Genomic DNA, 18,687 nt, shown 5'->3' on the forward strand with positions numbered 1-18,687 from the left:
AATGAAACTCCACGACACCGTTCGCAACTACTTCCGCAATCGCCGCGCCATGGCCGAACTTAGCGCACTCGACGACAGAAGCCTTTCCGACATCGGCGTTAGCCGCTCGCATATCCGTTCTGCCGTTGAAGGCCGCCGCTAAAAAACAGGATGGTAACTCTAGTCCCCAGTCGGTCTTCGCCCATGACGTAACGGCGTGCCTGACGTCTGCCAGTTCTCTGCCTGAACTGCGCGTTTAAGGGGTGATGCCGGTTCCCGGCATTGCACGTTACGGTTCAGAAGCCGGAGTGGTGATGTAAAAGTCGACTTCATGGACCGGGCGGTTGAATAGCCCCGAGTTTCGTAGACACCCTGGGGTTAGATTTTCCGCTGCTTCTCGAACTCGACGGGCGACAGCATTCCGTTCCTGGCATGTTTCCGTTTCGGGTTGTAGAACATCTCGATGTAATCGAATACAGCCCGACTTGCTTCATCGCGCGAACGGTAGACCCTACGAAGTTCAGGAACTTGGACCGAGCCGGGAGAATATGCCGAGTCCGTTCCTGTCGTTCCGCAACCACTCAGGGATTCCGGCAAGCTGAGTTCGGTTCTCGGATGCCGTGCATATGGATTGAGATAATCGAACAGTGTTGTTCGCTGATTTCACTTTGAAGAACGAGACGAGGTCATCCGAACGTGCTGACGAAAAAGTTTCCGGAGCTCTCTGAAACTTGCAAATCCTAGCGAGGTCGCCAGCCTCATAACGGTGGACGGCGAGGTGCCGCAACGATCTGCCACGGACCTCGCCGTGCCAAACGCCATGATTTCTGGAGTAGAAATAATTGTCTTGGCAACCAATGCCTGATCGCTGGATAGCTTTTGGTCAGACGCACAAACGATGTCGACAAGTTCGTCAAATGTCGTCGGTTCCTCGATGACAAGAATTCTGCACATTGCCAGTTCCCCTCAATCAAAGTTTCACATAGCGACGCGTTGGTGCCGAAGCTGGAGAGGACGGGGAAGATGAGGACACGGCCGCATCCGCCCCTGTCTGTAACGCTTTCAGCTCACCGGAACCGGCTGTTTTTTCGACACGGATTGAATGGCAGCAAGCGCGATCGCCAGGGCGTTACGAGCGTCAGTTCCGGTTGGCGCACCCTCCACGATGCCGTTTCGGGCTGCTGCGACAAACGAGGCAAGCTGCGCCGTATAGCCCTGGATGAAGTGGTCCGTATCGCGCCGCCATGTGTCGTTGGATACACCAGTTGCATCGAACAGTGTCATGCTTGAACGTCTCACATCGCCCATCGTGACCATTCCGCCCGAACCGAATACTTCGCCGCGAATATCGTAGCCGTACATTGCAGAGAAGTTTGCTTCCGCAACCGCGATCGAGCCGTTGTCAAAACGAATATTGACGACGGCGGTATCGAGGAAGCCTTTATCGCGTGCGTCCGAGCGAACCAGCGCATCTGCCATTGCAAACACTTCGACAGGCTTTGCGCCGGGGTTCAACCAAAGCAGGGTGTCGAAGTCGTGGATCAACGTTTCATAAAAGATGGTCCACAAAGGAATCCTGTCTGGGTCGCCGCCGAACGGACCAGGATCACGCGTTAGCGACCGGATGAGTTGAACCGCGCCGACCTTTCCGGCATCGATCGCTTCGCGGCCTTCGGCAAATGCCTGGTCCCAGCGACGATTAAAACCGACCTGCAGCGGAACGCCTGCGGCCTTGGCGGCCGCAATACCGCGGTCCGCATCTTCAAGCGTGAGTGCCATTGGCTTCTCGCAGAAGATCGCTTTGCCGGCCTCTGCAGCCTGCACGAGGATATTGGTGTGAAAGCGTGCGGGTGTCGCAATGATGACCGCATCCAGACCGGGGTGAGAAAGCATTTCTGCGACGTCGGTGTAAGAAGCGTCGGCGCCCAGCCTCTCCGCAAGCTTTGCAGCGGCTCCGGGGGCGGGGTCGGCGATGGCTATCAGCTCCGCGTCCACAAGCCTTTTTGCGACACTCTCACCATGAAACGAACCGATGCGCCCTGCCCCAATAAGTCCGACGTTGACTGTTTTGATCTTGGTCATGATTTTTAGTCCTGTTCTTGAAATCAGAGAGTGAAGGCTTCGCGGAAGGCAGCAAGCGCGGTGTCGGCATCTCCGGATGCCCATGCTTCCATTCCGATCGGGCCGGAGTAGCCCATGTGGCTCAGGGCTCTTGCGATCCCCTTCCAGTTCACTTCGCCGGTGCCCGGCTCAAATCGCCCAGGTACATCGGCCACCTGAATCTCACCGATCCACGGCAGGCTCCTGCGGCAAAGTTCGATCAGGTTCCCTTCACCGATCTGCGCGTGGTAGAGGTCCAGGTTCAAACGCAGGCGCGGGTGGTCGATGCTCGATACGAGTGCCCACGTGTCTTCGGCGCGCCCGAACGGCACGCCGGGGTGATCCACGGGAAGGTTGAGGTTTTCCAGCGTGAAAACCACGTTTTCTTCTTCCGCGAGGTCGACGATTCGGCGTAGCGTATCCTGAGCCTTCAGCCACATGGCTCCCATGACGACCTCGACAGGCTGAACCGGTAGTCCACGATCCCCGAGGCCTGTGCCGTGAAGGTTGAGCCGCTGCACGCCAAGACGTTTGCCGATCTGAACCGTTTCGCGCGCGGTTCTCAAAAGTTCGGCGGCGCCCGCATCATCGGTGAGGCGGCCGGTCAGGTAACCGTTCATAATTGTGAAGGTTGCACCGGTGGCTTCGAGCTTGGCGATGTCGTGGTCTGGCCAATTCCAGAGGCCAACGCCAAATCCCTGCTCCTTCAATCGGGAAGCGCGCCATTCGATCGGCCTGTCCCGCCACAGCATCTCCGCGCAGGCGGCTAACGGAAACGGGGTGTTATTCGTATTGCTCATTTGGGGTGGTTCCCTGGATTTTGGATATGGCTGTCCCAAGGCCCGGCGAATGCACCGGGCCAAAATTCATGTTTCCAAGTGTCTTCAGATGGTGCCGCCCAGCTCCGCGGAGATCGACTGGAGTTCTTTGCCGCCGGCCATCAGGTTCTGCAGGCCATCGAGGTCGATTTCATGTTTGGCAAATGTGCCAAGCGTCTTCCCCCTGTTCAAAGCTGTAAAACGGTTGCCGACGGCAAAAGCGTGTCTGACGTTGTGGGTAATGAAAATCACGCCCAGACCTTTGCGACGAACCTGATCGATGTACTTCAGGACCATCGAGGTTTGCGCAACACCGAGTGCAGATGTCGGTTCATCGAGAATGAGGACTTTCGCCCCGAAATACACGGCGCGTGCAATCGCTACGCATTGACGTTCGCCACCGGAGAGCGTGCCGACGGCCTGCCCGGGTTCACGAACATCGATGCAGATTCTCTTCATTTCTTCGCTGGTCACGCGATCCGCGAATTCCATGTCCATGTATTTGAACGGACCGAAGCCCTTCAACGGCTCGCGACCCATGAAGAAGTTTCTTGTGACAGACATCAGCGGGATCATCGCCAGATCCTGGTAGACGGTAGCAATCCCCGCATCGAGCGCATCTCTTGGCCCGGTAAAGAGATGTTGTTTCCCCTCGACAAGGAAGTCGCCGGATGTCGGTCTGTGAACGCCGGAAAGAGTATTGATCAGAGTTGATTTTCCGGCTCCGTTATCTCCGAGGAGGCACAGAACCTCTCCTGCGTGAACACTCAGCGAAACGCCGTTGAGTGCGATAATCGAGCCGAAGTGCTTTACGAGGTTCTTGACCTCGACGAGTGGTGTCTGGCTCGTGCTCATCAGCGTTCTCCCGTCACACGCTTGCGAATGATGTTGTTGAAAATAACCGCAATCAGCAGCATCCCGCCGAGGAAGACGAGGTACCAATCCTGGTCGATTGACGTGTAGGTGAGACCGATCAAAACCATGCCGAAGACGATCGACCCGAAGAACGCACCGATGGCCGAACCATATCCTCCAGTCAGGAGACATCCGCCGATAACGGCCGCAATGATGGCTTCGAACTCCTTCTGAAATCCCCGTCGTGCGTCCGTTGAACCCGCATCAAGCACGGTGAGGATCGCGACAAGAGTGGCGCACATGGCGGTAACAATGAAAAGGGTGGTCTTTACGCGTGCGACGGGAACACCCGACTTGCGAGCAGCCTTCGGGTCGCCTCCGGATGCAAAGATCCAGTTTCCAAACCTCGTGCGCAGCAGAACCCAGGTCGCGACGAGTGCAATCAGCACAAACCAGAGGATTTCTACGGGGATACCGGGGACTTTCGGCGTTCCATTGGGGAAGGTCTCGATGACGCCTGCACTGCCAAGCCATGTGAAGAGACCCGGGAAGGCATCGCCTGAGAACAGCGGCGCAAGGGGACTGTCCGCCACAGCTTCCCTCATGCCGCGAAGCTGTGTTGAACCGCCGCTCGCCCACTTCAGTCCGACGAGCGTGAGGCCACGAAGAATGAAGAGAAACGCAAGCGTTACTATGAACGATGGAAGTCCGGTGCGCATGGTGAGCTGGGCGTTGGTGACACCGATAACCACGGCGAAAGCAAGCGCGATCAGGATCGCGACGCTGAGCGGCAGGTTAAGGACCACAAGGGCCGCGCCAAAAACTAGCCCTGCGAACGCGACCATCGAGCCGATCGACAGATCGAACTCGCCGCCGATCATCAAGAGTGCCGCGCCAACCGCAAGAATCCCCAGTTGAGCAGCTGGCGCCATGAAGTTTACAACGCCTGCAAGTGTGAACATGGCGGGGTTTGCGGTCAGCATGAAGAATGTTGTGACGAGCACCAGTCCTGCGACTGCGCCGAGTTCCGGACGTCGCGCGAGCGCGGTCAAAGTCGAAACCTTTTTCAGGCGCTCGTCGGATCGAGTCGGGGACCCGTTCTGTTCGTTGGCCAGCGTCATGGTCGTACCTCAGATGTCAGTTGTTTACGTGCGCCGTCGGCTGCCGTTCACGCTTCACGCGGATCGGATGTCGGGCGATGAGGGCAGCCCCCGCTGGAGGTGCGGGAGCTGCCGGATGGGTCCCGCTCAGCGGATACCCTGGGAGGATTTCTCAATCACCGAAGCGGCGGTATCCTTCTCGACAAAGCTCGGACCCGAGGCAACGTTTCCAGCAGGAATCGTGCCATATCTTGCATTCAGCGCGAGGAATGTGACTGGCAGATATCCCTGGAGATAGGGTTGCTGATCCACGGCAAAAAGTGCCTTGCCTTCCGAAACAGCCTTCAGGAAATTGGCCGAGAGATCGAAAGAAGCGACCTTGACCTTGTCGCCATTGCCCATCTTCTCGACAACAGCAACCGCTCGCTCACCGACGAGCGGTGCCGACAGGCCAAGTACGACATCGACAGAAGAATCCGAGGTTAAAGCAGCCTGGATCTTTGATTCAATTTCCGCCGGGTCGGCGGAAGTCGGCAGAACCGTTACCTTTCCACCTTCGAAGCCCTTGGCGGTACCCGCGCAGCGCTGGTCAAGGGCGGCATTTCCCACCTCCTGGTTTATGCACAGCACATGCTTCATGCCGAGAGACTTGAGTTTTTCGCCGACCTTGACCCCTGCGGTAAGTTCGTCCTGGCCAACATGAAGCTTGATGCCAAGCTTTTCCGTTGCGGCAATGCCGGAGTTCATGGAAATGACGGGAATACCGGCCGCGATGGCCTTGGCAATCGCCGGGCCCAGCGCATCCGGATCGGGATTGGAAATTACAATGCCTGCCGGGTTTTGATTGACGGCGGCCTCAATGAGCTGAGCCATTGCGACCATATCGAAGGTCTCGGGTGCCCGGTAGTCAACCTTGGCATTGATGTCCTTGCCGGCCTGCATCATTCCGTTTTTCACGATCGACCAGAAGGGGTCAGAAGCTTGTCCATGAGTGACGGCGATGATGCTGGGCTGCTCATCGGCTTTGACGCCAACCGACCAAGCGCCAATCAGGGACACGGCAATAGCCGCGGAAGCGAAATTCTTCCAAATGGATTTCATTTTTTTCCTCCTCAATGTCACCCACTCCTCTGAGTGACGAATTCGAATGCTACCGGGTGCAAACATGCTTGCTACCGGGTGCAAGCAGGTGCATGTTATGTCAGAATGCGTTAAAAGCAAGCATTCATTTCACTGTATCAAAAAAATGGAATTTATGTTCCATTACAGGAGAGTTCATGCGGAAGAGAGCAACGGCTAAACAGGTGGCAGATGCGGCGGGAGTCTCCAAGTGGACCGTGATACGCGCTTTCACACCGGGGGCATCGATTACCGACGAAAGCAAGCGGAAGGTACTGGAGACCGCTGCAGCTTTGAACTACACGCCGAACCTTCTTGCACGAAGCCTTGCCACCAACTCGACGGGGCAGATCGCTGTCTTCGTGGATGACTTTTCCAACCCGCAAAAACTCCCTTTCCTTGAGGCGCTTACCGAGAAGCTCCAGGCCGCAGGCCTGGTCGTGATGCTGATCAATATCAACAGCCACTTTAACCATGTGAACGCACTTCTCCATGCGGACCAGCGTCAGGTCGATGCCATCATTCTGTTTGGTACAGCGTTTCGCGACGAAACCCTGACAGACCTGCAGCACGGACGCGGCATGCCGCCTATGTTCGTGCTTGCACGTGACAGTCAGATCGACGGCGTGCCAGCGGTTGTCTGCGACGCGGAACTTGCTCTCAGGGAGATCGTCGACCACCTTCATGCGCAGGGATACAAACGCCCGGGCTTCATGAGCGGTGCTGCCGCTTTGTCCACGGCTTTAAAAAGAAGCCATTACTTCACGGAGTTCTGGGCGGAAAAAGGCATCCAAAACATCGTCCAGATGTGCGCGGAAAAATACAGTCTGGACGCTGGTGCGGCCTCGGTGAGGAAGTACTTAAGCGAGACTTCACCGCAAGATCGCGTCGATGTGCTAATGTGCGAAAACGACATTCTGGCGATGGGCGCAATGGATGAGATCCGGGCAAACTTTCGCCTTCAGGTACCCGAAGATATTGCGATAGTGGGTTTCGATAACTACGAGATATCCGGTTCGTTCGGATACGGCATTACCACATATGAGCAACCGCGCGACGAAATGATTGATGCAATTCTGAGCATGATCAAGGGGAGTTCGGCTTTGAAGACAGTAACTCTCAAGGGAGAGCTTGTCGTTCGAAGCTCAACATAAGCGCTGTCCACCGATCAGAGTTGACTATTCTTTAGGACCATCCGATCGGAACGTCAGAAAGTCGCGGGGAAGCTTGGGTGTCATCCGAACTGGATTTCATCGACGAGGCAGGCATGCAGTGTGCATACCAACCGCCTTGAGAGGAATAGAACCGACGGCAATCGGTCGGACAGGTCCGCATCATTGATTTTCTTGATTGTCGCCGGGGCGAGGCGCGAGATGCTGAAGCGACTGACTTGGTACGAAGCACACCTGATAGAGTAGCGATTTGGGAAACTCAGTCTGAGAATGGCGGCGTCAGCCACATATAGAGTGTCGCGGAATGCAATTGTTGAGCAGACCCATCATCAGAAAATAAAATTTTGGATTCGCGGTAAAAATAGAATAGTAAATCCATAGATTTCTTAGACAACTGGATAGGCTCGTGTCACCAATCAAACACGAGACCTCTTCATGATGCCCTATCGGAAACTCATCGCTCTCAGCCTAGGGCTGTTGGCAACCACCACTTTCGCAACCGTCGGCCTCTCCGCCGATGAACCCGTCAAGGGTGGCACGCTCGTTTATCTCGAGCAGCAGGCACATACCAATCTCTATCCTCCGGCGGGCGGCTTTTATCCGAATGGCGGGATTCTCAACCAGATCACCGACAAGCTGACCTACCAAAATCCGAAGACGCTCGACATAGAGCCTTGGCTGGCACAATCTTGGACCGTCAACGACAACGCGACGGAATACACCTTCAAACTTCGTCCTGGCGTGACGTTCTCCGACGGCACGCCAGTCGACGCAGCTGCCGTTGCCAAGAACTTCGATACATTCGGCCTTGGCAACAAGGCGCTTAAGCAACCGGTCTCGGAAGTGGTCAACAACTATGATCGCAGCGAGGTCGTTGATCCGCTGACAGTCAAATTCTACTTCAAGAAACCCTCCCCAGGCTTCCTGCAAGGCACATCGGTCATCGGTTCGGGCATCGTTTCCCTATCGACGCTGGCGCTGCCTTTCGAGCAACTCGGTGACGCGACTAAGATCATTGGTTCCGGGCCGTTTGTCGTGGAGGCGGAAACGCTTGGCAAGTCGCTCGATCTGAAGGCCCGCGAGGACTACAATTGGGGTCCAGCCAAGCTCGCGCATCAGGGCCGCGCTTATCTTGATGGTATCAACTACATCATCGCCGCAGAAGATAGCGTTCGCATTGGCGCGCTTCTGGCCGGTCAGGCGGATTTCATCCGACAGATTCAGGCCTACGACGAGGGTCAGGTGGAAGCGCAAAACTTCACCATCTACGCACCCAGCACCCGCGGCGTGAACAACTCCATCGTCTTCCGCCCGGACAATCCTCTGATCTCGGATATCAATGTCCGAAAGGCGCTGTCACTTGCCGTCAATCGCGACGAGATCATTTCTACGATCTTTTCCAAGAACTATCCGAAGGCCACATCCGTTATCGCTTCGACAGCAATCGGCTACGTCCCGCAGATCGACAAACTGACGTATGATCTGGAAAAGGCCGCATCGCTGCTCGATGAGGCAGGCTTCAAGCGGGGAGCGGACGGCATTCGAGAGAAGGATGGCCAGAAGCTCGTTCTCACCTCCTACGAATCCTTGCCGCAGCCACAAAGCCGCGCGGTGCTGCAACTGATCGCCCAGCAATGGTCTAAGCTTGGCGTCAAGCTCAACGTGCTCGCAGGAGACGCGGGTAGCAAGGTGGTAGATGAACTCGATCCGCTGAAGACACCTGTGGCCGTGGCCATGGTCGGACGCGCCGATCCTGACGTCATCAAGAGCCAGTATTACCCGACAAACCGCAATGCCCTGGTGCAGAAGGGCGGCGTCAGCGACAAAGTGAAAAACTTCTCCGATGACAAGCTCAATGCGATCCTCGATGACATCGCGTCTCAGCCGGATCGGGAAAAGCGTTTGAAGGCGGTTGCCGATGCGCAGGCCTATCTGCTCGATCAGGCTTACGCAGTGCCGATCTTCGAAGAGCCACAGGCCTTTGCCGGAGCACCCTATGTCAAGGGTGTAGCGTTTGAGGCGGTCGGACGTCCATCCTTTTACAGCACATGGGTCGAGAAATAACAGGCCTCCCAAGCCGAAAAGGGCGGCAGCCCAAAACTGCCGTCCTCCTTTTGGAGCAATCATATGAAACGCTATGTTGTCGGACGCATCGGCCAGGCACTGCTCGTTCTCTGGGCGGCATTTACCTTGTCCTTCATATTGCTACAGGCCTTGCCGGGCGATGCTGTCCTGATCAAATTCCTCAATCCGGAATTTGGCTTGAGCGCCGATCAGGTCGCAGAGATCCGGCAATCCTATGCCGTCGATTCCAATATCGTGGTGCAGTATGGACAAACGCTTGCCAACTTCCTCCGAGGCGATTTCGGGTATTCGTTGCAGGCTGGCGTTCCGGTCTCGGCACAGCTTGCCACCAATCTTCCCCCGACGCTGAGGTTGGCGGGGCTCGGTTTCGCTGCGGCCGTGTTGCTTGCGGTGCTGATCGCCTTTCTGTCCTCAATGGCACCGTTCGCCTGGTTGCGAAACGCCATACAGTCTCTGCCCTCTCTGTTCATTTCGGTCCCGGTCTTCTGGCTGGCCATCATGCTAATCCAGATTTTCTCTTTCCGGCTCAGGCTGGTCTCGGTCATCAATCCCGGCCCATGGGAAAGTCTTATTCTGCCGGTGGCAACGCTTGCGGTGCCGATTGCCGCGCCGCTGGCGCAAATCCTTATTCGTAACATCGACGAAATCCGCATCCGTCCGTTCGTCGCCGTGGCCCGTGCCAAAGGGGCAAGCGAAACAAGACTTCTGTGGCGGCACGTCGCTAGAAACGCAATCCTTCCGACACTTACGATTGCTGGCGTGTTGTTCGGTGAGCTGATCGCAGGTGCTGTCGTCACCGAAACGGTTTTTGGCCTGAACGGAATTGGCGGGCTGACTGAAAAAGCCGTCAGCAATCAGGATATTTCTGTCCTCCAAGCCGTCGTCGTCATTTCGGCTGCAGCCTTCGTCACCATCAATCTGGCGGTGGACCTTGCGTATCCTCTTCTCGATCCACGTCTCAGACACAGGAGTGGTGCCGCAGCATGACCAGCATCGACACATTCGTTCAAATCACCACCACCTCCAAGCCTGACAAACGGGTGAGCAAACGCCGTGGCTTCGGGGCAACTGTGCGAAGCTTCCCTTATGGCCTCGCACTCGCCTGGCTGGTGCTGGCAACAGTTCTGGCGTGGGCCTTTCTGCCCTGGCTGTTCACTGCATACGATCCGCTGCAAGGCATACCGGGCGGGCAATTAAAGGCACCATCTGCCGTCCATCTGCTTGGTACGGATTCGCTTGGCCGCGATCTTTTTGCCCGCATCGTTTACGGTGCAGTCCATTCACTGACAGGTGCCATCGCCGCTGTTGGTGTCGGCCTTGTCGTCGGTAGCGCGCTTGGCCTCGTCGCCGGTTCGGTGCGTGGACGCATCGATGAAGCACTGATGCGGCTCGTCGATGTGCTGCTCTCAATCCCAACACTGCTTTTGTCCCTCAGCATCATTATCCTTCTCGGCTTCGGAACGTTCAATGCGGCGATTGCCGTTGGCGCAACGGCTATTGCAGGTTTTGCGCGCCTGATGCGGTCGGAAGTGGTGCGCGTCAGGAACGCGGAATTCGTAGAGGCTGCGTTCGGTAGCGGCGGCACATTCGGCAAAGTGCTCTGGCGCCATATCCTGCCCAATTCACTTATCTCGGTCGTTGCCTATACTGCCGTGCAGTTCGGCTGGGCGATCCTACAGATTTCAACGCTCGGCTTTCTCGGCTACGGCGCGCCACCGCCAACCCCAGAATGGGGCCTTCTGATTGCGGAAGGTCGCAACTATCTTGCCACCGCTTGGTGGCTGACGGCAGCGCCCGGTCTGGTGGTTGTGGCCGTGGTGCTATCAGCCAATCGCGTCAGTCAATCGATCGGAAAGAGCACACGATGAGCACATCCGATAGGCCTGTTCTTGACGTCCGCGATCTTCACGTCTCCTATAGCCAAGGGGACAGCCGCACCGTCATCGTGCATGGCGCCTCCTTTACCGTACAGCCGGGTGAAGTCGTGGCACTGGTCGGTGAAAGCGGTTCCGGCAAGACATCAACCGCGCAAGCGGTGATCGGCTTGCTGGCCGAAAACGGCCGGATCGACAGTGGTGCCATCCTGCTCAACGGCGAGGATATCAGCTGCTGGAACGCAAAACGTCTGCGTGCCATTCGCGGTGCCGTGGTCAGTCTCGTGCCGCAGGACCCAGGAAGTTCACTCAATCCGGTCCTGACCATCGGCGCGCAGGTGCGCGAAATCCTTGAAATTCACGGTCGCCTCAACCGTCGTGAAGCCGATCGTAAAGTCATCGAACTTCTCACCAATGTCGGCCTGTCGGAACCGGAACTTCGTGTTCGCCAATATCCGCATGAACTTTCGGGCGGCATGAAGCAACGCGTGCTGATCGCCATCGCTATCGCCTTGCGACCAGCACTCATCATTGCAGACGAGCCGACGTCCGCCCTCGACGTCACGGTGCAGCGCCGCATTCTCGACCTGATCGATGATCTGCGCCGGGGATACGGAACTGCGGTGCTATTGGTCACCCACGACCTTGGCGTCGCTGCCGACCGTTCCGACAAGATTATTGTGCTTCAAGGCGGGCATATCCAGGAACAGGGCAAAACCGCAGACGTGCTGGCGGCACCGCAAAGTGCCTACACGCGCAAGCTGCTTTCCGATGCCCCGTCGCTTTCCGTTGCCAAGCCACGACCGGCAGTGGAGCCGGACAGACCCGTCGCCCTCACAATATCCAATCTGGTACAGGATTTCGAACTTCCAACCGGCAGCCAATTCCGGGCCGTGGACGACATCTCGTTTACCGTTGCGCGCGGCACCACCCATGCAATCGTCGGCGAATCCGGCTCAGGCAAGACGACGACCATCCGTTCGATTGCCGGATTTCAAAAGCCAACGGGCGGAAATATCCGCATCGGGGATATTGATGTCGGAAGCCTTCGCTCGGAAGGTCTTCGCCAGTTCCGCCGCAAAGTACAGCTCGTCTATCAGAACCCTTGGGCATCGCTTGATCCGCGACAGACGGTTCAGGCCATTGTTGAGGAACCGCTACTCAACTTCGATGCTCTTCCTCGCGACCAGCGCGAGACGCGCGTGCGCGCCATCATAGAACGGGTTGGGTTGCCCGCTGCGGTCCTTTTGCGCCTGCCCCACGCATTGTCGGGCGGCCAGCGTCAGCGTGTCGCTATAGCACGCGCGCTCGTGCTAGACCCTGAAATAGTTGTGTTGGATGAAGCGGTATCCGCACTCGATGTCACGGTGCAGGCGCAAATCCTCGAACTGCTTGCGCAATTGCAGCGCGATCTTGGCCTGACCTACGTGTTCGTGTCTCACGATCTCGCCGTCGTCCGACAGATCGCCGATACCGTCTCGGTTCTCCATAGCGGCCGACAGGTCGACTATGGCACGGTGACAGACGTCTTCTCGTCGACATCCAGCACCTATACCCGCGAACTGATCGAAGCCATACCGGGAACCAAGTTCCCACGTGCCGAGCCGTCTCGGCAGCCGCTGCCAGCAGGACCTCTATCATGACCAAAACCATCACCCGGAAACGCCTGGGTTTTTTCACCCGTCTTCTCGATGATGTACCTGCCGGTGAACGTTATCGCCTTGCGGCAGAGCAGATCATCCACGCCGAGGAAAATGGTTTCGACAGCGCCTGGATCGCCCAGCACCATTTTCATGCGGATGAAGGCGGCCTTCCATCGCCCGCCGTCTTCCTCTCTCATGTGGCAGCCCGGACATCGAGGATACGTCTGGGCACCGGCGTGATCACGCTGCCGATGGAAAATGCGCTGCGTGTGGCCGAAGACACTGCCGTTCTCGATCTCCTTTCAGGAGGACGACTGGAGGTTGGCTTCGGCACCGGTGGAACGCGGGAGTCTTTCGAAGCCTTTGGGATCGAATCCGATCGGCGTGGCGAAATCTACGCCGAAAACCTCTCGACCATCCGCGATGCATGGGCTGGGAAGTCCTTGCATGGTGGCAACCTTCTTTACCCAAATGCCCCGCAACTTCTCGATCGGGTCTGGCTTGCCACCTTTTCCGCAAATGGTGCGCGTCTGGCAGGTCTGAGTGGTGACGGGCTGATGTTGTCCAGAACGCAGCCCCGCCCCGCCGACAATCCTGCTGCGACGCTGAATGAGATACAGAACCCGATTATCGATGCCTATCTTTCAGGCCTACCCAAAGGCCGAACACCCCGCATTCTGGGTTCCCGCAGCCTGTTCGTCGCTGATGACCGAAAACGCGCGCTTGCATTTGCCGAGATCGGTTTGCGCCGCGTTGCCGACCGTTTTGCCGCGGCCGGTCATCGCATCCCGGGCAACAGTCTCGAGGATTTGATCAAGGCCCTAGACAGCCATGTCGGCACACCCGACGACGTGATCGCTTCGCTCGAACAGGACAGTGCACTTGCACGTGCCACCGACATCACCTTTCAGGTTCACTCGATCGATCCGCCGCATGCAGAAATCCTTCGCTCGATAGAACTGATTGCCTCGGACGTGGCCCCAGCGCTGGGCTGGAGCCAACCCACTGCACAACGGCTCGTCGCAGCGCAGTAACCTTTTCCATTAAAAAGAGACATCCATGACTGATACAATCGACATTATCGACCATCTCATTGGCACTGCATCCGGCTCGACCATTGAAGCCTTGCGCAACAGGCGACCCGTTACGAAAGAACACGCCCAGAAGAGCTGGAGTGCGCTTTTCGAGCCAGCGGATACAAAAGATTCTTCGCTTGCCGAACGCTTTGCAGTTGCCGCCTTCGTTGCGGCGCTACATGGCGAACAGACGATCGCCGCCTTCTATGGAGAGAAACTGGCCGCGTTGGGAAATGGTTCAGCACTTCTGTCCACTGTGAAGTCTCTGGCTGAACTGAATGCTTCGAAAGGTCCTTATGGCCATTATCCTGAAGGACCTTTGAGCAAAGAAAATACTGAGGGGCCGATCCTGACCATTGGTGAGGCAGACAGAACAGTTCTTGGCGAACGGCTCTCGGCGGCTCTCGAACATGCGCATCTTCTGACCTTCCGTCCGAGAGATGCCAACCCGGCATCCCTTCAAAGACTTCTGACTGCGGGCTGGAGCACGACCGGCGTCGTAACCCTCTCCCAGCTTGTTTCCTTCCTCGCCTTCCAGATCCGCATCGTCTCTGGTCTCAGGGTCTTGGCTGCGGCCTAACGGAGAATATTCATGTCCGACACCATCATCGAACCCGCCATCGAAAATCCGCCCGTTGCTTTTACCCAGGACAAGATTGGCTGGACCTCCTGGCTTCAACCGCTCACCGAGGCCGAACTTACAGACCGGCATTACGAAGCCTTGGTCGACAAAGCACGCGCCAAGAACCCCTATTTCGCGCTTCTCGTGCGTGACCCTGATATTCTGGAAGCCCGCACAAAAACCGACAACGACATTTTTTACAACACAAAGGATGGCCTTCCCCGCGCCGAGCGGGAACTTGCGGCCACGGCGGCGTCACGATTGAACGGCTGCATTCTGTGCGCTTCGGTGCATTCGCGTTTCGCCTCGCAATATTCAAAACGCGAAGCCGACGTACAAAGGCTGCTAGACGAGGGCGTGACGGCGGACCTCGGCGAGCGCTGGAATGCCATCGTCGCGGCCTCGGTTGCGCTCAGCGCCACCCCTTCGGCCTTCGGCTCTGAGCACAAGAAACGCCTAAGCGACGCTGGCCTCTCTGACGAAGAAATTTCCGATGTCGTCCATGGTGCAGCCTTCTTCAACTGGGCAAACCGGCTGATGCTGTCCATCGGTGAGCCCACCCCGGCAATCTAACGAACGGACGAACATTCATGACCCATCCAGTGCTTGGCGTGGACCACACCTATCTTCTGGTCCATGACCTCGATGCCACCGCCGATCTTTATCGTCGGCTTGGCTTCACGCTGTCACCCCGCGGGCTACACAGCCCGCAAAAGGGAACAGCCAATTACACGATCATGTTTCAAGACGACTATCTCGAGCTTCTCGGCGTCGTCACCGAAACCGAACAGAATACGTCACAGCGCAACACGCTTGCTCAATATGGCGAGGGTCTCCAAGCCATTGCCAATCGCACGCAAAGTGCCGAAGCTGCCAAACCTGCTCTGAACGCGATTGGGATAAGAACCGGAGAGGCCAGCGCCTTTTCCCGACCTTTGCCTCTCCCTGGTGGCGGTGAAGGCATTGCGAGCTTTCGAACGCTGAGCTTCGAAGCCGAGCAAGTTCCCCTCGGCCACTTTTTCTTGTGCCAGCACGAAACGCGCGACATGGTGTGGCGCCCGGAGCTTCAGCAGCACGCAAACGGGGCGATTGGTCTCGGCGGCATCATCGGTATCAGCGACGACCCTTACGCGACGGCAGAAACCTACGCAGGATTTTACGCACAAGGCCATGTGAGCGAGGTTGAGGGGGGGTTCCGCGTGGCAACTGGCGATAACTCAGCACCATTGTTATTTTTCGACCATTCCGCACTTCGTGACTTTTACACCGGACTTGATGTGGACAGGACGCCTCGCAATGGCTTTGCCGCACTTCAGATCAGGGTCAGCGACTTGGAGCAGACACGGCGCTTTTTGAAGGAGCAAAACATTCCATTGACGCAGACATCAAGAGGTAAGCTTGTTATTGGGCCCAATCATACGAGCGGTGTGATTCTGGAATTTCATTGAGACAGAACCGTGGTGAAGCGATCCTATGACTTTCGGTTTCTGCAGTAGTTGGTTTGAACGGATTCAAACAGGAGAACCGCTGTTCCACGTTCCTGCTCTTGAATGGATCGAAACCTTTGGCCCTGCAACTTGACCAGAGCTAACTCGCTGAAATTTCTCAGTGGTGGACGTCGGATTGACGTCCACGAAACGGCTGATAGGCGAGCGTAACCTCGCACACGTTCGTCAAGAACACGACCTCCCCATTCATGCGTGCGCAGGATATGTCCGCTGCATTAGCGACCAGTCATCTCTATTATCGAACGAACGACCGTGTCAGGATTATACGGTTTAGACATGAACCGGGCTCGCACGGGAAGGTCGCCCACATCAACAATCCGATGGCCAGATGTGATTATAATGGTGATGGGCGGCCAGCGATCCCGAACGGAAGCCGCGAGTTTAAGGCCGTCTACTCCGCCGGGCATGTCAACGTCAGTGAACATCACCGAGATCCGAGCGTTCGCGATCAGAATGCCGATCGCATCGGCGGCATTGGCAGCTTCGAAGACTTCAAAACCCGCATCTTCCAATTCATCGACAATTCCCATTCTCACGAGAGCTTCGTCTTCGACGACCAGAACGGTAGTCCGTTGAGTGATCATGGCTTTAGATTTCTGGTTGGCCGGATCCCATGGAATGGGGACAAAGCGAAGATTTGCGCGTCGAATTAGCCGAGTTTTGCATTAAGAGTACATAAAACGCCACCGAGTGGGTAAATGATCCGCACCTCGCCCGAGAAATCGGCGGCGAGCACGCGCGAGATTAGCCGAGAGCCAAAACCCTTGGTCCTCGGCTCGGATACAGCCGGTCCGCCGCTCTCCTGCCAGACGAAGTTCAGGGCCTGTTTCTCTTCCGCGGTTTTAATCAGATGCCATGATATTCTGACGCGGCCAACATCGTTCGAAAGCGCGCCGTACTTGGTCGCGTTGGTTGCCAACTCGTGCAGGGTCAGCGCCATCGACAGGCTTTGCTTCGGCGTCATCTCGAAGTGGGATCCTTCGATGTCGAACCGGCCGTCCGATCCGCCGTGCGGAGCGAGCGCCGCGCGTAGCGTGTCATGGATGCCAGCGCTCTCAAGTGTGGTGGCCATAAGCATGTTCTGAGCCTGTGCCAGAACATGCAGGCGGGCATTGAAGGTTTCGCGTCGATCGGCAATATCGTCGCCACGCAGCGTCTGTGTTGCTATTGCACTGACCATTGCCAGGAGGTTCTTGATACGGTGCTGCAACTCACCGCTGACCATGTGCTGGCGTGCCTCGTCGTCCTTCCGGTCTGAGACGTCGCGCACCGTGCCCACGAACTTTGTCATACCTTCAGAGACAACCGTCTTGGCCCGCGCATGAATCCAACGCTCCGGCATGTCAGGACGCTCCAGCATTCTGTACTGAACATCGAGGAGGCCGTTACCGTTGGGATCCAAAGCTTGCGATGCGCACTCACGAAGAGCGAGTCTGTCATCGGGATGGACGCGAGACGCAAAGTTGTCGAATGTCGCGTCTTCTTCCGGCAACCGATGGAGTAGCCTGCGTGCCCTTTCGTCTTCCTTGATATCGGTGAACATTCCGTCGATCACCGTACATTCCCAAACACCCATTTCCGCCGCGTCCAATGCCAGCTCGAGCTGAAGATCTTTCCGGCGCAGCGCAAGTTCGACGTGTTTTAGATCCGTGACATCGCTGCCCTCAACGAATATTCCGGTGACCTCACCGCTCGCATTGAATATGGGCTGATAGACGAAGTTGAGAAAAGCTTCCTCATAAGGTACGTCCGGTTTTCGCTGGACTGCGAAGCTGACGCTGCGTCCGATGAACGGTATTCCGGTCGAATAGACCTGGTCCAGCAGATCAAAGAAGCCCTGTCCTTCGATTTCGGGGAACGCGTCGCGCACGGGACGACCAATTAGGTCTCTGTGGCCAACCAGCTGAAGATAAGCTTTGTTGGTGATCTTGAAGACATGATCCGGTCCCTCCAGCACACACATGAAGCTCGGAGCATCCAGCAGCAGGCACCTCAATGTGTCAGCTTCGGCTTTAGCCGCTTCCTTTTCGGCTGCAAGCAGCTTCTCGACCTCTTCTCTCGCGGCATGAGCCTCGCTGATGTCGCGGGAAATCGACAGGAGATGGGTTGGTTTGCCGTTGCGATCAAGGAGTGGCAAAACCTGGACATCCCAGAAACGCTGATTACCGCGAGCGGTATTGGCGGAGCCCGTGAAACGGGCTGATCGCCCTGCTGCTGCGGTCTCGATCGCATTGCGCGCTGCAGCGTTGCCCTGATCTACCCAGAAATCCGGCCATGGACATCCCTTCAGAACATCGAAGTCATCGACTTCCATGACCCGCTTGCCGCCTTCGGACATAAAAAGGAGACGGCCATCTAGATCCAGGATTTTGATGCAGTCGTCAGAGGCGGAAAGAACAGCTTCCAGCAGTGCAGACACGCTTACCTGATCGCCTTCGAGAGCGGCCGCCAGCGTCTGGATGCCACTTGCAGGCATTTTCGGAACATCGTCTTGCAATGACACAGCTTTCAGAAAGACTTTACACCCCTTGTCCGTAGCAGATGTCCTCGGACATAGACAGGCTAGAGACCATCTGAGCGATTTCCTTGGAAAGGTTACCCGAACAGCTCTGATCTACTATTTCAGCCATTCCGATGCGGTGCGGCATATTTTAGCTACTTTGGAAGCAATTTTCTGGGAGCAGCCGCATATGTTTCCGGCCGCGGCGCCAAGCGGGGAGATAAATTAGTGCCGGC

Annotated in this window: 18 protein-coding genes and 1 pseudogene; 10 read left to right on the forward strand and 9 right to left on the reverse strand. The window is 56.7% G+C overall.

Going from position 1 to position 18,687, the window contains the following annotated elements:
- Position 1 precedes the first annotated feature (1 nt).
- On the forward strand, positions 2-142 hold the full coding sequence (locus CRP02_RS01930) for a DUF1127 domain-containing protein (protein WP_102024263.1): 141 nt from the start codon (positions 2-4) through the stop codon (positions 140-142).
- Positions 143-357: 215 nt separating this feature from the next.
- Here CRP02_RS01930 and CRP02_RS01935 read toward each other — a convergent pair.
- The 7 genes and pseudogenes from CRP02_RS01935 to CRP02_RS01965 form a co-directional block, all read right to left on the reverse strand.
- Positions 358-495 (reverse strand): annotated as a pseudogene (locus CRP02_RS01935) (IS3 family transposase); the annotation flags it as partial.
- A gap of 147 nt (positions 496-642) precedes the next feature.
- Positions 643-933 carry a MurR/RpiR family transcriptional regulator gene (locus CRP02_RS28045; protein ID WP_097170037.1) on the reverse strand — a complete coding sequence of 97 codons (291 nt, stop codon included), beginning with the start codon at positions 931-933 and terminating at the stop codon, positions 643-645.
- 108 nt (positions 934-1,041) lie between these two features.
- Positions 1,042-2,061 (reverse strand): Gfo/Idh/MocA family oxidoreductase, encoded by a 1,020-nt coding sequence (locus CRP02_RS01945; protein ID WP_097170038.1) that lies wholly within the window; start codon positions 2,059-2,061, stop codon positions 1,042-1,044.
- A gap of 23 nt (positions 2,062-2,084) precedes the next feature.
- A complete protein-coding gene (locus tag CRP02_RS01950) occupies positions 2,085-2,879 on the reverse strand; it encodes a TIM barrel protein (protein ID WP_097170039.1) in 795 nt (264 codons plus the stop codon).
- An 84-nt stretch (positions 2,880-2,963) separates the two neighbouring features.
- Positions 2,964-3,752 carry an ATP-binding cassette domain-containing protein gene (locus CRP02_RS01955; protein WP_097170040.1) on the reverse strand — a complete coding sequence of 263 codons (789 nt, stop codon included), beginning with the start codon at positions 3,750-3,752 and terminating at the stop codon, positions 2,964-2,966.
- Positions 3,752-4,873 carry an ABC transporter permease gene (locus CRP02_RS01960; protein ID WP_097170041.1) on the reverse strand — a complete coding sequence of 374 codons (1,122 nt, stop codon included), beginning with the start codon at positions 4,871-4,873 and terminating at the stop codon, positions 3,752-3,754. The genes CRP02_RS01955 and CRP02_RS01960 overlap by 1 nt, the downstream gene beginning before the upstream one ends.
- 126 nt (positions 4,874-4,999) lie before the next feature.
- Positions 5,000-5,953 (reverse strand): sugar ABC transporter substrate-binding protein, encoded by a 954-nt coding sequence (locus CRP02_RS01965; protein WP_097170042.1) that lies wholly within the window; start codon positions 5,951-5,953, stop codon positions 5,000-5,002.
- 176 nt (positions 5,954-6,129) lie between these two features.
- Between CRP02_RS01965 and CRP02_RS01970 the strand changes: the two genes are divergently transcribed.
- The 9 genes from CRP02_RS01970 (at position 6,130) to CRP02_RS02010 (ending at position 15,891) form a co-directional block, all read left to right on the forward strand.
- Entirely contained in the window at positions 6,130-7,125 is a 996-nt protein-coding gene (locus CRP02_RS01970; protein WP_097170043.1) for a LacI family DNA-binding transcriptional regulator, read from the forward strand.
- A gap of 453 nt (positions 7,126-7,578) precedes the next feature.
- Complete coding sequence (locus CRP02_RS01975; RefSeq protein WP_097170044.1) at positions 7,579-9,207, forward strand: TIGR04028 family ABC transporter substrate-binding protein; 1,629 nt, start codon at positions 7,579-7,581, stop codon at positions 9,205-9,207.
- A 63-nt stretch (positions 9,208-9,270) separates the two neighbouring features.
- Positions 9,271-10,215 carry an ABC transporter permease gene (locus tag CRP02_RS01980; protein ID WP_097099021.1) on the forward strand — a complete coding sequence of 315 codons (945 nt, stop codon included), beginning with the start codon at positions 9,271-9,273 and terminating at the stop codon, positions 10,213-10,215.
- A complete protein-coding gene (locus CRP02_RS01985; protein ID WP_097170045.1) occupies positions 10,212-11,096 on the forward strand; it encodes an ABC transporter permease in 885 nt (294 codons plus the stop codon). The genes CRP02_RS01980 and CRP02_RS01985 overlap by 4 nt, the downstream gene beginning before the upstream one ends.
- Positions 11,093-12,745, forward strand: a complete 1,653-nt coding sequence (locus CRP02_RS01990; RefSeq protein WP_097170046.1) for a dipeptide ABC transporter ATP-binding protein — start codon at positions 11,093-11,095, stop codon at positions 12,743-12,745. Before CRP02_RS01985 ends, CRP02_RS01990 begins: the two co-directional genes overlap by 4 nt.
- On the forward strand, positions 12,742-13,779 hold the full coding sequence (locus tag CRP02_RS01995) for a putative FMN-dependent luciferase-like monooxygenase (RefSeq protein WP_097170047.1): 1,038 nt from the start codon (positions 12,742-12,744) through the stop codon (positions 13,777-13,779). Before CRP02_RS01990 ends, CRP02_RS01995 begins: the two co-directional genes overlap by 4 nt.
- Before the next feature lie 25 nt (positions 13,780-13,804).
- Positions 13,805-14,401 carry a CMD domain protein gene (locus CRP02_RS02000; RefSeq protein WP_097099025.1) on the forward strand — a complete coding sequence of 199 codons (597 nt, stop codon included), beginning with the start codon at positions 13,805-13,807 and terminating at the stop codon, positions 14,399-14,401.
- Between the two features lie 12 nt (positions 14,402-14,413).
- Complete coding sequence (locus CRP02_RS02005; RefSeq protein WP_097170048.1) at positions 14,414-15,016, forward strand: alkylhydroperoxidase domain protein; 603 nt, start codon at positions 14,414-14,416, stop codon at positions 15,014-15,016.
- Between the two features lie 17 nt (positions 15,017-15,033).
- Entirely contained in the window at positions 15,034-15,891 is an 858-nt protein-coding gene (locus CRP02_RS02010; RefSeq protein WP_097170049.1) for a VOC family protein, read from the forward strand.
- 275 nt (positions 15,892-16,166) lie between these two features.
- Here CRP02_RS02010 and CRP02_RS02015 read toward each other — a convergent pair whose 3' ends face one another.
- Both CRP02_RS02015 and CRP02_RS02020 read right to left on the reverse strand, forming a co-directional pair.
- Positions 16,167-16,535: a response regulator gene (locus CRP02_RS02015; protein WP_097170050.1), complete on the reverse strand. Its 369-nt coding sequence runs from the start codon at positions 16,533-16,535 to the stop codon at positions 16,167-16,169.
- A 65-nt stretch (positions 16,536-16,600) separates the two neighbouring features.
- A complete protein-coding gene (locus CRP02_RS02020) occupies positions 16,601-18,448 on the reverse strand; it encodes a PAS domain-containing protein (RefSeq protein WP_143539300.1) in 1,848 nt (615 codons plus the stop codon).
- Positions 18,449-18,687 lie beyond the last annotated feature (239 nt).

Source organism: Rhizobium sp. AN5 (genome assembly GCF_900215255.1).
GTDB classification, from domain to species: Bacteria; Pseudomonadota; Alphaproteobacteria; order Rhizobiales; family Rhizobiaceae; genus Agrobacterium; species Agrobacterium tumefaciens.

Coding starts and splice junctions, on each gene's coding strand:
- CRP02_RS01930 (WP_102024263.1), top strand. CDS start 2: ATGAAACTCCACGACACCGTTCGCAACTACTTCCGCAATCGCCGCGCC.
- CRP02_RS01970 (WP_097170043.1), top strand. CDS start 6,130: ATGCGGAAGAGAGCAACGGCTAAACAGGTGGCAGATGCGGCGGGAGTC.
- CRP02_RS01975 (WP_097170044.1), top strand. CDS start 7,579: ATGATGCCCTATCGGAAACTCATCGCTCTCAGCCTAGGGCTGTTGGCA.
- CRP02_RS01995 (WP_097170047.1), top strand. CDS start 12,742: ATGACCAAAACCATCACCCGGAAACGCCTGGGTTTTTTCACCCGTCTT.
- CRP02_RS01960 (WP_097170041.1), bottom strand. CDS start 4,873: ATGACGCTGGCCAACGAACAGAACGGGTCCCCGACTCGATCCGACGAG.
- CRP02_RS02000 (WP_097099025.1), top strand. CDS start 13,805: ATGACTGATACAATCGACATTATCGACCATCTCATTGGCACTGCATCC.
- CRP02_RS02015 (WP_097170050.1), bottom strand. CDS start 16,535: ATGATCACTCAACGGACTACCGTTCTGGTCGTCGAAGACGAAGCTCTC.
- CRP02_RS01985 (WP_097170045.1), top strand. CDS start 10,212: ATGACCAGCATCGACACATTCGTTCAAATCACCACCACCTCCAAGCCT.
- CRP02_RS01990 (WP_097170046.1), top strand. CDS start 11,093: ATGAGCACATCCGATAGGCCTGTTCTTGACGTCCGCGATCTTCACGTC.
- CRP02_RS01945 (WP_097170038.1), bottom strand. CDS start 2,061: ATGACCAAGATCAAAACAGTCAACGTCGGACTTATTGGGGCAGGGCGC.
- CRP02_RS01965 (WP_097170042.1), bottom strand. CDS start 5,953: ATGAAATCCATTTGGAAGAATTTCGCTTCCGCGGCTATTGCCGTGTCC.
- CRP02_RS01950 (WP_097170039.1), bottom strand. CDS start 2,879: ATGAGCAATACGAATAACACCCCGTTTCCGTTAGCCGCCTGCGCGGAG.
- CRP02_RS02010 (WP_097170049.1), top strand. CDS start 15,034: ATGACCCATCCAGTGCTTGGCGTGGACCACACCTATCTTCTGGTCCAT.
- CRP02_RS28045 (WP_097170037.1), bottom strand. CDS start 933: ATGTGCAGAATTCTTGTCATCGAGGAACCGACGACATTTGACGAACTT.
- CRP02_RS01955 (WP_097170040.1), bottom strand. CDS start 3,752: ATGAGCACGAGCCAGACACCACTCGTCGAGGTCAAGAACCTCGTAAAG.
- CRP02_RS01980 (WP_097099021.1), top strand. CDS start 9,271: ATGAAACGCTATGTTGTCGGACGCATCGGCCAGGCACTGCTCGTTCTC.
- CRP02_RS02005 (WP_097170048.1), top strand. CDS start 14,414: ATGTCCGACACCATCATCGAACCCGCCATCGAAAATCCGCCCGTTGCT.